Below are 15,258 nucleotides of genomic sequence, written 5' to 3'. Positions count from 1 at the left end.
GATTTGTGTTTTTTCATCAGCTGTAAATTTAGCCATAGAAAAACTGCACCTCCAATTGTTAGACTGTGTCTAACAATTGGGGTGCAGTTCATTTTCTCTTGTTCTTTTTAAGAAAGCCATTTTGGCGGTACATTCGTATTCCAATAAATATTTCCTAATTCATGGTGTCCAGAGTACCCATCATCAAAACGGTGATAGTGGAAATTAAAATAATAACCATCTTGCGGTGGATGATCTCTTCTTACATGAAATCGTAATAAGTCATCTCCTGATTTCGTGTCATACACATGAAAAATCTTTTCATTATTTCCGCCAGCTGGTCTTTGAGAAATCGCTAATGATTGTAATGACTCCTCTGGTACATCACTTGCAAGCTCAGCAATTGCCTCTTCAATTTTCGGTAATATTACATCTTTAAACTCATCTTCAATTACTGGACCAATTTTAGTGCCAAACTTTTGCATCGACTGCTTCTCTGCTTCTTGCATTGCGTACGTAATAAAAGTATCTGTGGTTAACCTGTCATTCGTTTCTTCATATGTATAGGACGTACTCTCCAAATTTTGTTGCCCAGCTGTGCTCGTAGGCTTGTCCGCAGCTTTGGCATTATCAAGTAATATGGAAGGAGGCGTCACTAAACCAAATGTAAATACGGTAATTAATGCGACTAAGGTTTTTCTAAACCAATTTGGCATGTATGTTCCCTCCCCTTTCACTTATTATGTTTTATATAACGGTTGTTCCTTCTATTATACAAAATGATTGTAATTTTTGCACTTTACAATTTTGTTAACGTTCACATATTTTTCACTTGAATATGAAATTGTAAGATTTCATACAATATAAATACAACAACAATGAGGAGGCAATCAGATGACTTTAGATGTCATGTATTCCGCCGCAAGCATACTCGTTTTAGTATATTTTCTTTATCAATGTGTAACAGATTAAAAAAAGAGCCGTTTTTAGGCTCTTTTTCTACGGTAAAAATACAATCCAACCAATCCATACTATAAAAATAACCCCGGCAATTACAGCTGGTAATAAATAAAAATGAGAAAGGATCACTATTCCATACAAAAGTAGTACTGGAAGTAATAAATAGCGATCTGCCTTCCATCTTAACAATAGTAATTTTCCTTCATCACAATATAAATGAAGAAACATTTTTTTCGTAAATTCATTCCAATAATCGCGCGCATAACGAGAAATTCCAACTAAAGCAAATGCAAGAATAATAGCTGCAATCCACCTCGGACTCATGATAATACTAACAGTACTTATACAAACAATTTGAATATAAAATATTCGTGCACTACTTGTACGGAAAAATTCTTTTAAAAAGGATTCAACAATACGAGAATCTTTTTTCTTCCCTAATAACTTTTTAGAACGTGGAAACATCCACGGTTTTTTATTCGAACTACTCGGTTTAGCTGTATGACCACCAACTTGCATAATCCCACTCGTCCAGCGCATACTTTCTTCTTTCTCTTTCTCAATTTCTTTAAAAAAGCAATTTTTATAATTTCGTTTTTCTTTTATCAATACGATAATTAGAAAAACTGCTAGACCGATACTTGGTATAGAATAAAATGGATTTTTATAAATAAGAAACAGACTCAATCCAAAAAAGGATAGACTTATAGAAGATATTATATTTTTTATAGTCCAGAGTAGCCATCGTTTCCCCACTCGTACATGAATAAATCTCGTTAATAACGACAACATAAATCGAAATACTGTAAAGAATAACCAAAATAATACGACTTGTATCTTCGTCACTCCGATACTTTTCATCAACACTGGTAACATAGAAACTACTACCCCTACATTCGTTATCGCTATTCGAATAAACGTATATGTCATACCGTACTGCATTAACTTTTGCATATGAGCGGGGTATGAAATTAAAAATAAACCATCCGCTTGTTCAAAAAATGAGCGAACTCCTCTTGAATATGTAATCACATAAAATACAAGTAGACCTAATCCGAAATAAACGGTCTCCCCCATCGATAATTCTTCTATCCATAGTGAACGATAATAAATTCCTATAAATATAAGTGCTGGAATAATAATATATAGTGCAACTGTCCAATCAGTTATAGAACGTATGGACTTCCATTTACGCCCCAGTTCATGGCGCAACCTTTTATAAAATTGTTGTTTAATCATGCTGTTCACGCCTAACGATTACATCAAAACAGTCTAACAATGAACTACCTGGCATTTCAGCTAACTTTTGAATAGATTCTAAATGTCCATCTGCGACTAATGTACCTTGTGAAATGAGTAAAAATCTCTCACAAATTCTTTCAGCTGTATCTAATACGTGCGTACAAAGTAAGATTCCTGCGCCGCGTTCTTTCTCTTTATATAAATAACTTAAAAACTCTTTCGTAGCTACTGGATCTAAGCCGATAAAAGGTTCATCAATGATATAAAAATCTGGTTCAGTTAAAAACGCCAAAATGAGCATCGATTTTTGTTTCATTCCTTTTGAAAACTTTGATAAATACTCATGTTTATGTTTATCCATTCGAAACATATGTAATAATTCTTCAGCTTTCCTTTCCCAGCTTCCTCCCTCATTCTCGCGAGCAGCCATTAATAGTTCAATATGTTCCCAGAGCGTTAAATAATCATAATATGTCGGATGCTCCGGCACATATGCATAAGGGTTCTTTTTTTCACCGAATGATATTTCACCATTCATATTTACAAGTAAACCGAGCATTGTTTTAATCGTCGTACTCTTCCCAGCACCATTCGCACCAATAAGTGCAACTAATTCACCTTTTTCAATCGAAAAGGCAATATCATGAATTGTCTTTTCTCCTATATCATATCCGGCAGAACGGATATTCACGTCTAACATACATTCCCCTTCTTTCCATTTCCAATACAATCAAGGAAAAGAATAACATATAACTATCTATATATCATTATAAAATATTCATTTTCATAGCAGGAATAAATATCTTTTAGTAGAATACTTAATGTTTGATTACATTTTATTGGAGTGGATAATATGTCCTTTCATATACGTGAAGCTACGATAGACGATATAGATGCACTTTGTTCTTTAACGAAAGAATTAAAAGGTTCCTCTATTTCCTATGAAGATATGAACAACCGATTGCGATTCGTAAAAATGAGTCCTTTTGATTTTTTATATGTTTATGAAGAAGAAGACACTATATATGGATTACTTGGATTTCGTATACGTGAAAATTTAGAAGATATAACTCGTTATGGGGAAATTTCAATTATTAGCGTTGATTCTACGATACGGAGGAAAGGCATTGGACAAGCATTAATGTATTATGCAGAACAATTAGCAAAAAAACATAATTGCATTGGTACATGGCTAGTTAGTGGAACAAATAGAGTAGAAGCACATCCTTTTTACAAAAAATTAGGATATGAAGTGAATGGATATCGATTTGTAAAACATTTTTAAACTATTTATAAATGGAAAGGACTAAAAAATATGACAAACATCGAAGCTATTTTTATTGATCGTGACGGTACAATCGGTGGTGACACTACAATACATTATCCAGGTTCTTTTACATTATTTCCTTTTACAAAAGCAGCTCTGCAAAAACTAAAAGCTCAAAATATAAAAATTTTCTCTTTCACAAACCAGCCAGGTATCGCGGATGGGATAGCGACTGTTGCTGATTTTGCACAAGAATTAAAAGAGTTCGGCTTTGATGATATTTACGTATGTCCTCATAAACACGGTGATGGTTGTGAATGCCGCAAACCAAGTACAGGTATGTTGCTGCAAGCAGCCGAAAAACATGGGCTTAATTTAACAAAATGCGCTGTAATTGGTGATCGTTGGACTGATATCGTTGCAGGAGCAACTGTACATGCGACGACGATATTAGTTCGAACAGGCGCTGGATATGATGCTTTACATACGTACCGGGACAAATGGGCACATATTGAACCAAACTACATTGCAGAAAACTTTGAAGATGCTACAAATTGGGTTTTAAATCAACTATAATACAAATTAAAAGAGACGTTTTCACAATGAAAACGTCTCTTTTAATCTTATATTTCTTTAAAATGTCAATTCATAATGGAAATAACGATTATCTCTCAAATAACCATTTTCAGCGTATAATCGCTGCGCTGATAAATTATCGATTTCCGTTTGTAATTTTACACCTTTTGCACCATTTTCTAAGGCAAATTCTTTAGCAGCTTCTAGTAATTTTTTACCTGTTCCTGCTCCACGCTTAGTGGCTTGTACAAACAGATCATTTAATATCCATAATTCCTTCATCGAAATGGAAGAAAATGATGGATATAATTGTGTGAATCCAATATATTCACCGTCTTCAACTGCCACGAAAATTACGGATTCTTTTCTCTCGATTCGATTTCGTAAAAATACTTTTGCTCCTTCTAGATCGGAATCTTGTCTATAAAACATACGATAGTTATTAAAAACTGATGCTAGTCCATCTAAATCTGCAATTGTTGCCTCATATATTCTCATTTTACTCCATTCCCCTTCCAATACTGTCTCATTATATCTGTTGCCCATTTAGGCTGTACAATTTCTTCTTTCGGCATAAACTCTTTCATTATCGGCTTTATATCCAATATAGGGGTACCATCAATAGCATCTAACCCCTCAACAATAATTGATTTACCTTCTCTTTTGATCACCTTTACAATTGTGGATCCTATACGATTCGGACGATTTTTCCCGCGCTGTGCAAAAATGCCTACTATAGGATAATCATTATTATTTCTAGGATGTCTAGCAAAATATTGAATTTGTTCATCAGCTACTTTATGAAAGTAAAAAACAACTTCAATGTGAGAAAAATCTTCAATCCCTTGTATACTTTCTTCTGTATACGTTTCAGTTAAAGTAATATAGGATCTTACTTCTCCCCACTCATCGTCTTTTATTTCCTTTCTTTCATTATGCACAAATGCGATTGGTTGAACTAAAAACATACGCATTCCCCCTTAAATGTAACCACTTACATTATAAAATATTTTCTGAATGTTTTCCACAAACACGAATTAGGTTACATAATATAATTATAATCTATTTTGTAAAGCGAAATTAACAGCTTCAACTGCATGTATATGAGCTGTGTCAAATATCGGAATAGATACGTCTTCCTGCTTTATTAATAATCCTATTTCTGTACAACCTAATATGATTCCTTGCGCCCCTTCTTGTACTAGCTCTTCTATAACTCTTTTGTAATACTCTCTAGATTGAGATGTTATCTTTCCTAAACACAATTCTGTATATATTACTTCGTTTAGCTTATCTCTATCCTTTTTTGATGGAACCATTACTTTTATATGATTTTCTTCTATGCGTAATTTATAAAAGTCTTGCTCCATTGTATATTTAGTTCCAAGTAAACCAACCTTTTGAATATCTTTCCTTTTCATTTCTTTTACAGTTGCATCAGCGATATGTAAAACTGGAATATGAATATTCTCCTTTATTTTCTCAACTACTTTATGCATTGTATTTGTGCAAATAATTATAAAATCGGCTCCTCCCTTTTGTAATGAATATGCTGCATTTCCTAATATTTCTCCTGCTCCATCCCAATCCCCGTTAGACTGAAAGCGTTCAATCTCTTCAAAGTCCACACTATTAATCATACATTTTGCTGAATGTAACCCTCCTAATCTCACTTTTATTTCTTCATTTATAATCCGATAATATTCAGAAGTTGATTCCCAACTCATGCCACCAATTAAACCTATTGTTTTCATTACACACAACACCCACCTTAACTGTTTTTTAAAACTAATCATAACATTTTATTATGTATATTATACATAATAAAACAAGACTTTACGTTTGTAATATAAAGTCTTGTTTTAACTATTTCCAAGGAAATTTTATAAGAATATTCTGAAATTAATCATCTAATGTTTTTATAGAATCTTCATATTGATAATGAAAACACGCTCGATACAACTGTTTAATTTCATCATACGATGGCACACGTGGATTATTTGCTGGACTTCCACTTGTAATTGCATCTGATGCCATTTTAGAAATAGCTTTTTCAAATTCAACTTCACCAATTCCATATTCTTTTAAATTTGGAATTCGAAGATCAAAACAAAGCTTTTTTATTTCCCTCAGCGTGTAGTCTGCTACTTCTTCATCACAATACGAATACATATCTTTATTTAAACAACGTCCGATTTCAGCTAGTTTTTTTACTGCACTAACTTTTGTATAATCTAAAACTGTAGGTAATAGTATTGCGTTCGATATACCATGTGGTACATGAAATAACGCCCCTACTGGCCTAGACATTCCATGAACTAACGTAACAGATGCATTTGAAAATGCGATTCCAGCTTGTAAGGACGCAATCATCATTGCTTCTCTTGCCTCCATATTCTCTCCATCTTCATATGCAATACGTAAATATTTCATAATACTTTCAATTGCGGAAAGTGCAAGTACATCGGTAAGTGATTGTGAAACTTTAGAAATATATGCTTCGACTGCATGACATAATGCATCTATCCCTGTTGCTGCTGTAATATGAGGTGGTACCGAACGTGTTAAAATTGGGTCAATAATCGCTACTTGTGGGGTAAAACTCGGATGCTTCATCATCATTTTTACATCTGTTCGTTTATTCGTAATTACTGCTACACTTGTTACTTCCGATCCAGTACCAGAAGTTGTTGGGATTGCAATAAGTGGTAGCGGATCATTGTCTATTTCTATATCCTTTTGAACATAATCTTCCACTTCTCCACCATTTGTATATAACACTGCAACTGCTTTCGCTGCATCAATACAACTTCCACCGCCAATACCGATAATAAAATCACACTTTCCTTCTTTACAAATAGTTAACGCTTCTAACACGTGTATATTTGTAGGCTCAGCATTTACTTTATTATATGTAATAACAGTAATACCTTTCGTATTTAATTGTTGTATACACCTCTCAACATATCCTAAATTCTCCATAATTGTATCAGTAACTATAAACGCTCTTTTCCCCAACTTCTTAGATTGTTCCCCCAGCTTTTCAAGCGAATTTCTTCCATATAATACGGACTTCGGCATACGAAACTCAGCAACTTCTTGCAAGTACTCCACCCCTTCTTACCCTAATTAATGTTTTAGTTTATAAAATATCGACTTAATAAATTCCTGTTACAGTATAGAATGCAATTACTAAAAACACAGCAACCGTTTTCAAAATTGTAATAGCAAATATATCTTTGTATGACTGTTTATGTGTTAAACCTGTTACTGTAAGAATAGTAATAATTGCTCCGTTATGTGGTAATGTATCCATTCCTCCTGATGCCATTGATACGATGCGATGCATTACTTCTAATGGAATATCAAATTGATTGGCCGCTGCAATAAACTTATCTCCCATCGCACTTAAAACAATCCCCATTCCTCCTGATGCAGAACCTGTCATTCCAGCTAAAATATTCGTCGTGACTGCTCCATTCACTAAAGGATTTGTGAATGTGGCAGAAATACCATCTCTCATAATCGCAAATCCTGGAAGTGCTGCGATGACACCACCGAATCCAAACTCAGCTCCTGTATTCATCGTTGCAAGTAGCGCTCCACCAATACTTGTATTCAATCCAGCTTGAAATCCTGTTACTACTCGTTTCCAATATAATAATAACGTCGTTACAATACCTATTATAAGTGCCAATTCTACTGACCAGATTCCAACTACTGCACTTAATTCTACTTTTCCAAATGCTTTCATACCAATTGTAGAAAAATCAAAACCATTCGGATACCACTTCGGTATCATAATAGTAAAAACTTTATTCATTACACCTACTAAAATAAGTGGTATAAAAGCAATCACTTGTTGTACTCTTGTAATTTCAATGCTTTTCAGTAATGGCATATCTTTTTGTTCTACTTGCACTTGCAAAGATGCTGCCATTTCAGTATCCCCATCGTTAAAACCAAAATACCCTTCTCCTGCTGCCTTCGCCTTCTTACGTCTACTCTCTAAATATAGTAAACCTAACGTCAGTACAAAAATTGCCCCTACAATACCTAGTATCGGCGCAGCATAAATGTCCGTTTTAAAAAATGTTGTAGGTATTACGTTTTGAATTTGTGGTGATCCAGGTAGCGCATCCATTGTAAACGTGACTGCTCCAAGTACAATCGTTCCAGGGATTAAACGTTTCGGGATATTCGCTTCTCTAAACAGCTTAGCTGCGAACGGATATACAGCAAACACTACTACGTATACACTAACGCCACTATACGTTAAGATCGCACCCATTAATACAATCGCTAAAATCGTACGTTTTTCACCAACTAACTCTATAATTGTCTTTGCAATCGAGTCTGCAATTCCTGACATTTCTACTACTTTCCCAAATATTGCTCCAAGTAAAAATACCGGGAAATATAGTTTAATAAAACCTACCATTTTCTCCATAAAAATATTCGAAAAGAAAGGTAATACAAAACTAGGCTCTGTCAAAAATACCGCAAATAATGCAAATATCGGTGCAAATAAAATAACAGAAAACCCTCTATATGCTACAAACATTAGTAAACTAAGTGCTAATAATATAATAACTAGCTCCAATTATACCCCTCCTTTAAACAGAAAATTCAAACTTTTATAGTTAAATTTCTACTAATCTTTTGATTCTGACATCCCTCCTCTTATTCATACAAATTTTTCATGCTAAAAATGTCTAATTATACATATTCGATTACATATGAAAAATCCCTTTAAACAAATACGATTTGATCATCATACATTATAAAGGGATTTTTAGTCTCTATATTTACTTCTTTACCAAACTATTTTCTAAACAAAAATGATGTAGTTCTTTTACATCCTTTACTATATGATTCGCACCAACTTCAGTCAATTCTGTTTTACTACCATAACCGTATAAAACGCCAATTGAAGCAATTCCATTATGATTCGCACCGATTATATCGTGCTTTCTATCTCCAATCATAACAATGTCTTCTTTTTTAAGTTCTTCATTTGTTTGTAAAAGATGAGAAATAATTTCTTCTTTTTTTATTCTCGTACCATCTAAATTACTTCCAATAATACCTTCGAAATAATTCGTTAGTTGAAAATGTTCTATAACTTGTTCAGCAAATACAGTAGGTTTTGAAGTTGCTATAAATAAACGATTTCCTGTATATTTTAATTGTTTTAAGAGATTTGGAATACCATCGTAAACATTATTTTCTAACAATCCACGCTGCTGTAAATACTCTCTGAAATAAAAAACAGCTCGTTCAACTTCTCCTTCATTCATATCGTATCTCTCTATGAATGATTGCTGGATGGGTGGACCAATAAATGAATCTAACTCGCTTACATGTAATTCTTCAATTCCAAGCTTCTTTAATGCATACAATACTGAATTTACAATTCCTTCTTTCGGATCCGTCAATGTTCCATCTAAATCAAATAGAAATGTTGTATACATGTTTTCTTCCCCCACTCATTTTACTGTATAAGTATCCTATAACATCTTTTCTCACTTTTCCTTCTATTATACTATCATTATTTTTTCTTAAAAATTACTTTTCCTATGTCACATACTTTCAGTTACAAAAAATCGATACATATGATAAGGTAAAAAAGTTACAATTATTTTAATAGAAACTGGTGAACCTAATGTCAATTACGTTAATTGTTATAATGGCTTTCACAATTGTTATTCACGCGGTTGAAACGAGCTCTTATAGTATTCGGTTAGCTGGAGTTCGTTTAAAGAGAATTGCTGTTGCTTTGTCTGTCGTAGGTATGGTGTTACTTATATCAAGAACATCTAACATGCTACAAGCCTTTTTAATCGGCGGGATTGTTGATGAGGCAAAACGAGACGCTTCCATTAATTTAGAACATACTATACGGCTCGTTCTATTATCCGCCTCTGTCGGTACTTTACTTGCGATTATACTGTATCCAACTTTGACCAAATTATTTGGATACGTCATTCAAAACTTTGAAACAGATGGTTCTTTCATTCGAATGATGAAAACAAATAACATTCAAAAATTAAAGAACACAAGAAAATACGTACGATTTCCAAAATTAGGAATGATTCATAGACTGCGTATCGGTGGTATTCCAAAACGTATTATGCTTATTAACATGATTGCTACTGCAATTTATACAGCTGGTGTTCTTTCAGCCCTATACGCTTCTTTTTTACTTCCAGCTTACGCAACAAAAGCTACTACAGCTTCTGGCCTTATTAATGGCTTTGCTACTATTTTATTAACAGTGCTACTAGATCCACGTATCGCTCTTTTAACAGAGCGAGCTCTTCAATCAGAAGAAGGTGCAGAAGCAATGAGTAAAATGTATGGTTGGCTAATGATTTCTAGACTTTTGGGTACGTTACTAGCACAACTATTATTCATACCAGGTGCTTACTGGATCACATGGATTATTAAACTGATGAATTAGTCCTCTATAAAAATAGTAGGTGGGATAACAAATGACTATACAAACAGAGCAAGATATAATTCGCTTAATCGAAAACGACGAATGGATGATGAACGTATTACAAATGGCAAAATCACTAGAGCTACCTGATTGGTGGATTTGCGCCGGATTTGTTCGCTCTAAAATTTGGGATACTTTACATAACTATGAAGCTAAAACAGCTATGCCTGATGTTGATGTGATTTATTATGATAGTCTACATAAAGATGAGATATACGAACAATCATTAGAAACGAAATTAATGAATATTGATGCTACGATCCCTTGGTCTGTAAAGAATCAAGCTCGTATGCATGTAGTGAATAATATGCCACCGTACTCTTCTTCTGTTGATGCTATTTCTAAATTTCCTGAAACCGCAACGGCTTTAGGGGTTACATTAGGCGAAAAAAACAAAGTTATATTAACAGCTCCGTGCGGGATTGAAGATGTGCTTTCATTACAAGTGAGACCAACAGATCATTTTCTTGAATCAAAAGAACGACTGCATATGTACAATACTAGAGTTACTAAAAAGAATTGGCAAAACAAATGGCCTAATATTACAATCACATATCCAGAAATTTAGAAAGGGTGCTTCCCATTTATAGAAGCACCCTTTTCTTTATTTCAAAAAATGTATGACTGTTTCTGCAAATCTATCTGCTTCCTCATAATGTGGTGAATGACCACTCTCTTCAAAAGCGATATACTTGCCGTTTCGAGCATCTTTATTAAATATTTCAATTTGTTTTTCACACGTTACTGCATCGTATTTTCCTACAATTAATAACATTGGATTTTGTATTTCTTTTATTTTTTGTAATAATGAAGTATGAACTGCTCCTTCTACTTTTAATCTATCAAAATGAATTTTGGAGCGATTTGAAAATACTTCCCACACTTCATCACTATATAAACTCTCGTCTGTCTCATCTTCCTTATAATTGTAAATCTCCATTCTATTTTCTTCTAATTCATTGCTTAGTCTTATATAAGCTTCTAGCAACTCTTCTGAACTCGCATTGCTAGATGAATAAGCAAAGGACTCTTCTGCTACTTCTTCTTTTCCATACTTTTTTAATAAATTCCCTGTCTTTTGTAACAAGGCCCTACTTGTTAACGCAAAATCGAAAGTTGGCCCTTCGAATATTATTTTCTCTATTGAACTTAGATATCTCGACGCATATAACAACGCTACATATCCACCGAAAGAATGTCCAATTACAGACCACTTTTCAATTTGTAATGCTTTTCTTAGTTCCTCACAGTCTTCAATTAAATCATTTAATCCAAAAGCTTCGTCCTCAGTAATTTCTTCTGAGCGACAAACACCTCTTTGATCTATCATCATTACATATAAAGAATCTTTTAAACGTTCCGCTTGATGAAATGAAAAATCATAGCAACTTTCTCCCGGTCCACCATGCAAGTATAGAACTGGTTTATTTTTAGGGTTTCCATGCGTTTCAGCGTATAGCTTTTTCCCTCTAATGTTCATGTATTTCCCTGCTTCTATCAAATTCTTCATAAAAATCACCACTTTTTTACTGAATATTATAACATTTCACCTTAAATAATCCCTATTACATTTAAAAAGACGATGATGATTGCGAGTGGTGCTACAAATCGAAGTAAGAAAGCCCAACAAATAAATACTTTCTTTCCATAATTTCCACCTACAAAAAATTCTGCTTCTAGCACCTTCTTTTCCATTTTGAATGAAACGAAAATACTAATAAATAGTGCTCCAAGTGGCATTAATATATTACTAGATAAGAAGTCTACTGCATCAAAAATATTCTTTTCGAAAATCGTAATATCACTCCATACTCCAAATGATAGCGCTGAAGGTATACCTACTAAGAAAATGCCAAAACCAATCATCCATGATAATTTCGTTCGCTTTTCTTGTTCACCATTTGCAAACGCTGAAACAACTGTCTCTAGTAAAGAAAATGCCGATGTTAATGTCGCAAATGTAAATAGTGCAAGAAATACTGTTAAGAAAAATCCACCGAATGGAATTTGACTAAATACAGATGGTAATACGATAAATAGTAATCCAGGTCCTTCTGTTGGTTCCATTCCTAATGAAAATACAGCTGGGAAAATAGCAAGACCCGCGAATAATGAAACAAATAAATTTAATCCAACAATTGTTATTGCTGATTTTGGTAAACTTTCTTTTTTATTTAAATAGGAACTATACGTGACCATAATCGAAATCCCGATACTAATGGCAAAGAATGATTGGCCCATTGCGAACAAAATACTTTCTGAAGTAATCTTTGAGAAATCTGGTTGTAAGAAAAACTTCACACCTTTCATTGCGTTATCAAGTGTTAGTGAGCGAACAATAAGAGCAACAAATAATACGAACAATGCTGGCAACATATATTTACTTGCTTTTTCAATTCCGTTTTGTACACCTTTTGATACAACCCAAATCGTAATAAACATAAAAGCGAAATGTCCTATAATCGCCCAAGCGGGATTTCCAATTGTTTCAGTAAATAATGCTCCGTAATTTTGTCCCGGAGTAATAAGTTGTCCCGTTACTCCTCTGAATAAATAAATTAACACCCATCCACCTACAACGCTATAAAACGAAAGTAGTATAAAACATGTTCCAACGCCAAGTCGTCCAATCCAGTGCCATCCTGTATTTGGCGCGATACTTTTAAATGCTCCAACTGCTTGCTTCTGTGTACTGCGACCAATCATAAATTCAGCTATAAGTAGCGGTAGCCCAATTAATACAGTAAATAATATAAAGATTAAAAAGAATGCTCCTCCCCCGCTTTTCCCAGCAATATAAGGAAACTTCCATATTGCGCCAAGTCCAATTGCCGATCCTGCTGCAGCCATTATAAAACCTAATTTCGAAGTCCATTGCTCCGTCTGTTTCATCTTATTTTCCTCCTAGTTAAATCCTTTTATATAAATAATTAAATTTTATAAACCAATCCGAATAACCCCTCCATTTCTATTTCCATAAAATAAAAAATGGCCTAGCGTCTCTATATAAAGAGACGCTAAGCCATTTACTTAACGCGGTACCACCCTTATTGATTCCATTATGAATCCACCTTAGTAGTAATCGTTTGATTACAAACCTAATATCGAAGGTTAACCGTTAAGATTTACTAAGAATGTGATTCCGTTCCACCTTACTGCTCCTAGGCGAGTTCAGGATGTCATTTGACTATGTCACACCAACCCATAGCTCTCTGTACAAATATACGACCTTACTACTCCTATTCAACACATTTAAATATTAAGAATATATTTTCTTTTGAAATTAATATGAAGTATATCGGTTATATTTATAACTGTCAAGGGCTATATTAAAATTTGATAAGAAAGTGCTGAGTTTTATGAACTAAAAAATCCGTTGTACTATAAAATAGCACAACGGATACATTTTCTTCCCCCTATTATTAAGGGATAAGTCTTGTACAGTCCCTTGGAAAAGCACTCGCCTCTCGTACATTTGTTAATTCTAATAGTCTGTATACAACTCTCTCTAATCCAATTCCAAAACCACCGTGCGGGGGACAACCGTATCGGAATGTATTTAAATAAGATTGAAATTTATCTGGATGTAATCCTTTTTCTTTAAAAGAAGCAAGTAACATTTCATATTCATGAATTCGCTGTGCCCCTGAAGTTATTTCTAGCCCTTTATATAGTAAGTCGAACGAATCAGTAATAGATGGATTCTCTTTATTCGGCATCGTATACATCGGTCTAGCTTCTTTTGGATAATGTGTAATGAAAACTAACTCACTCTTATATGTTTCCTTCACATATTTGCCTAGTAGCTTTTCACCTTCTGTATCTAAATCCCCAATTGGCGATTCTTTCCGGTATTTACTTTTCAAAATTTCTTGCGCTTGTAACAATGTAATCTTCGGTATTTCTGTAATAACAGGTACTTCTATTTGTAATAGTTTTAGTTCTTTTTCACAGTTTTTTGCTACTTGTTGAAACATATATCGTAAAACATCCGTTTCTAGTTGCATCACTTCATAAAAATCATGAATAAATCCAAGCTCTACGTCTAACGAGATATATTCATTCAAATGACGGGAAGAATTATGATGTTCCGCCCTGTAAACAGGTGCAACTTCAAAAACACGTTCTAACCCTCCAGCTACCATCATCTGTTTATAAAACTGCGGTGATTGTGCTAAATAAGCTTCTTTTTGAAAGTATGGAACTTTAAAAACATTCGCTCCTCCTTCTGCCCCTTGTGAAACAATTTTCGGAGTAAATATACGTGTGAAATCGTTCTCTATAAGAAATTCACTAAAGCTCTGAACAAGTGTAGATTTCACTTTAAATATCGCCGCGGTTCTCTCATGTCTTAATGATAATACCCGCTCATTCAGTAGTTGATCTAAGCCAACTTGCAATTTCTTTTTATTTATTTCAAATGGAAGTGGTTCTGCGCCATTTAATATTTTCACTTCATGAGCAAGCACTTCCACCCCTAATTCTGTTTTCGAAGTCTCTACTATTTGACCAACTACTTGCACGACACTTTCCACATCTACTTTAAATCCAGCTAACTCATTTTCTAAGACACATTGCATAACTCCTGATCGATCCCTTATTAATAAAAAACTAACATTACCTAGATGACGAATCTTTTTTACCCATCCTTGAAGTACTACAACTTTTCCGCTTTGCTTTGTACATTCTTTTGTGAGTGAACGCTTCATTACATTTCCCTCCAGTAAATTTA

General features: G+C 33.9%; 16 protein-coding genes and 1 other annotated feature. Of the genes, 4 read left to right on the top strand and 12 right to left on the bottom strand.

From position 1 onward, the window contains the following. Positions 1 to 107: 107 nt before the first annotated feature. The 3 genes from MR115_RS14500 to MR115_RS14490 form a co-directional block, all read right to left on the bottom strand. Entirely contained in the window at positions 108 to 695 is a 588-nt protein-coding gene (locus MR115_RS14500) for a YpjP family protein (protein WP_061679526.1), read from the bottom strand. Between the two features lie 283 nt (positions 696 to 978). Continuing rightward, positions 979 to 2,178, bottom strand: coding sequence for an ABC transporter permease (locus MR115_RS14495; protein WP_242241755.1), 1,200 nt, complete (start codon positions 2,176 to 2,178; stop codon positions 979 to 981). Beyond that, positions 2,171 to 2,881, bottom strand: coding sequence for an ABC transporter ATP-binding protein (locus tag MR115_RS14490; RefSeq protein WP_061679524.1), 711 nt, complete (start codon positions 2,879 to 2,881; stop codon positions 2,171 to 2,173). The genes MR115_RS14495 and MR115_RS14490 overlap by 8 nt, the downstream gene beginning before the upstream one ends. A 153-nt stretch (positions 2,882 to 3,034) precedes the next feature. Between MR115_RS14490 and MR115_RS14485 the strand changes: the two genes are divergently transcribed. Further along, the gene (locus MR115_RS14485; protein ID WP_242241754.1) at positions 3,035 to 3,466 is read left to right on the top strand and encodes a GNAT family N-acetyltransferase; all 432 of its coding nucleotides are present in this window, start codon (positions 3,035 to 3,037) and stop codon (positions 3,464 to 3,466) included. Positions 3,467 to 3,496: 30 nt separating this feature from the next. After that, positions 3,497 to 4,024 carry an HAD-IIIA family hydrolase gene (locus MR115_RS14480; RefSeq protein ID WP_242241753.1) on the top strand — a complete coding sequence of 176 codons (528 nt, stop codon included), beginning with the start codon at positions 3,497 to 3,499 and terminating at the stop codon, positions 4,022 to 4,024. A gap of 57 nt (positions 4,025 to 4,081) precedes the next feature. Here MR115_RS14480 and MR115_RS14475 read toward each other — a convergent pair whose 3' ends face one another. The 6 genes from MR115_RS14475 to MR115_RS14450 form a co-directional block, all read right to left on the bottom strand. Then, positions 4,082 to 4,522, bottom strand: a complete 441-nt coding sequence (locus MR115_RS14475) for a GNAT family N-acetyltransferase (protein ID WP_061679521.1) — start codon at positions 4,520 to 4,522, stop codon at positions 4,082 to 4,084. Continuing rightward, the gene (locus MR115_RS14470; protein ID WP_242241752.1) at positions 4,519 to 4,992 is read right to left on the bottom strand and encodes an SAM-dependent methyltransferase; all 474 of its coding nucleotides are present in this window, start codon (positions 4,990 to 4,992) and stop codon (positions 4,519 to 4,521) included. The genes MR115_RS14475 and MR115_RS14470 overlap by 4 nt, the downstream gene beginning before the upstream one ends. A gap of 87 nt (positions 4,993 to 5,079) precedes the next feature. Then, positions 5,080 to 5,778, bottom strand: a complete 699-nt coding sequence (locus MR115_RS14465; protein WP_242241751.1) for an aspartate/glutamate racemase family protein — start codon at positions 5,776 to 5,778, stop codon at positions 5,080 to 5,082. 148 nt (positions 5,779 to 5,926) lie between these two features. Then, on the bottom strand, positions 5,927 to 7,129 hold the full coding sequence (gene eutG / locus MR115_RS14460) for an alcohol dehydrogenase EutG (RefSeq protein WP_242241765.1): 1,203 nt from the start codon (positions 7,127 to 7,129) through the stop codon (positions 5,927 to 5,929). 52 nt (positions 7,130 to 7,181) lie between these two features. Continuing rightward, entirely contained in the window at positions 7,182 to 8,627 is a 1,446-nt protein-coding gene (locus MR115_RS14455; protein ID WP_242241750.1) for a GntP family permease, read from the bottom strand. Between the two features lie 205 nt (positions 8,628 to 8,832). Further along, positions 8,833 to 9,498, bottom strand: a complete 666-nt coding sequence (locus MR115_RS14450) for an HAD family hydrolase (RefSeq protein WP_242241749.1) — start codon at positions 9,496 to 9,498, stop codon at positions 8,833 to 8,835. A 191-nt stretch (positions 9,499 to 9,689) separates the two neighbouring features. Between MR115_RS14450 and MR115_RS14445 the strand changes: the two genes are divergently transcribed. Continuing rightward, positions 9,690 to 10,487, top strand: a complete 798-nt coding sequence (locus MR115_RS14445) for a lipid II flippase family protein (protein WP_242241748.1) — start codon at positions 9,690 to 9,692, stop codon at positions 10,485 to 10,487. A 31-nt stretch (positions 10,488 to 10,518) separates the two neighbouring features. Continuing rightward, positions 10,519 to 11,094, top strand: coding sequence for a nucleotidyltransferase family protein (locus MR115_RS14440; protein WP_242241747.1), 576 nt, complete (start codon positions 10,519 to 10,521; stop codon positions 11,092 to 11,094). Positions 11,095 to 11,130: 36 nt separating this feature from the next. Here the strand turns inward: MR115_RS14440 and MR115_RS14435 are convergent, their stop codons facing one another. From MR115_RS14435 to aspS, 3 genes are all read right to left on the bottom strand, one after another. Further along, complete coding sequence (locus MR115_RS14435; RefSeq protein WP_242241746.1) at positions 11,131 to 12,036, bottom strand: alpha/beta fold hydrolase; 906 nt, start codon at positions 12,034 to 12,036, stop codon at positions 11,131 to 11,133. A gap of 41 nt (positions 12,037 to 12,077) precedes the next feature. Next, entirely contained in the window at positions 12,078 to 13,418 is a 1,341-nt protein-coding gene (locus MR115_RS14430; RefSeq protein WP_242241745.1) for a sodium-dependent transporter, read from the bottom strand. 115 nt (positions 13,419 to 13,533) lie between these two features. Beyond that, positions 13,534 to 13,782: a binding site (T-box leader), on the bottom strand. A 166-nt stretch (positions 13,783 to 13,948) separates the two neighbouring features. Then, positions 13,949 to 15,235, bottom strand: a complete 1,287-nt coding sequence (gene aspS / locus MR115_RS14425) for an aspartate--tRNA(Asn) ligase (RefSeq protein WP_242241744.1) — start codon at positions 15,233 to 15,235, stop codon at positions 13,949 to 13,951. Positions 15,236 to 15,258 lie beyond the last annotated feature (23 nt).

It is taken from the genome of Bacillus cereus group sp. BfR-BA-01309, assembly GCF_022664315.1.
Classification (GTDB): domain Bacteria; phylum Bacillota; class Bacilli; order Bacillales; family Bacillaceae_G; genus Bacillus_A; species Bacillus_A mobilis.
This window is presented reverse-complemented; position numbering and strand designations above follow the sequence as displayed.

Coding starts and splice junctions, on each gene's coding strand:
- MR115_RS14450 (WP_242241749.1), bottom strand. CDS start 9,498: ATGTATACAACATTTCTATTTGATTTAGATGGAACATTGACGGATCCG.
- MR115_RS14485 (WP_242241754.1), top strand. CDS start 3,035: ATGTCCTTTCATATACGTGAAGCTACGATAGACGATATAGATGCACTT.
- MR115_RS14480 (WP_242241753.1), top strand. CDS start 3,497: ATGACAAACATCGAAGCTATTTTTATTGATCGTGACGGTACAATCGGT.
- MR115_RS14430 (WP_242241745.1), bottom strand. CDS start 13,418: ATGAAACAGACGGAGCAATGGACTTCGAAATTAGGTTTTATAATGGCT.
- MR115_RS14495 (WP_242241755.1), bottom strand. CDS start 2,178: ATGATTAAACAACAATTTTATAAAAGGTTGCGCCATGAACTGGGGCGT.
- MR115_RS14435 (WP_242241746.1), bottom strand. CDS start 12,036: ATGAAGAATTTGATAGAAGCAGGGAAATACATGAACATTAGAGGGAAA.
- MR115_RS14490 (WP_061679524.1), bottom strand. CDS start 2,881: ATGTTAGACGTGAATATCCGTTCTGCCGGATATGATATAGGAGAAAAG.
- MR115_RS14475 (WP_061679521.1), bottom strand. CDS start 4,522: ATGAGAATATATGAGGCAACAATTGCAGATTTAGATGGACTAGCATCA.
- MR115_RS14445 (WP_242241748.1), top strand. CDS start 9,690: ATGTCAATTACGTTAATTGTTATAATGGCTTTCACAATTGTTATTCAC.
- MR115_RS14465 (WP_242241751.1), bottom strand. CDS start 5,778: ATGAAAACAATAGGTTTAATTGGTGGCATGAGTTGGGAATCAACTTCT.
- aspS (WP_242241744.1), bottom strand. CDS start 15,235: ATGAAGCGTTCACTCACAAAAGAATGTACAAAGCAAAGCGGAAAAGTT.
- MR115_RS14470 (WP_242241752.1), bottom strand. CDS start 4,992: ATGTTTTTAGTTCAACCAATCGCATTTGTGCATAATGAAAGAAAGGAA.
- MR115_RS14500 (WP_061679526.1), bottom strand. CDS start 695: ATGCCAAATTGGTTTAGAAAAACCTTAGTCGCATTAATTACCGTATTT.
- MR115_RS14440 (WP_242241747.1), top strand. CDS start 10,519: ATGACTATACAAACAGAGCAAGATATAATTCGCTTAATCGAAAACGAC.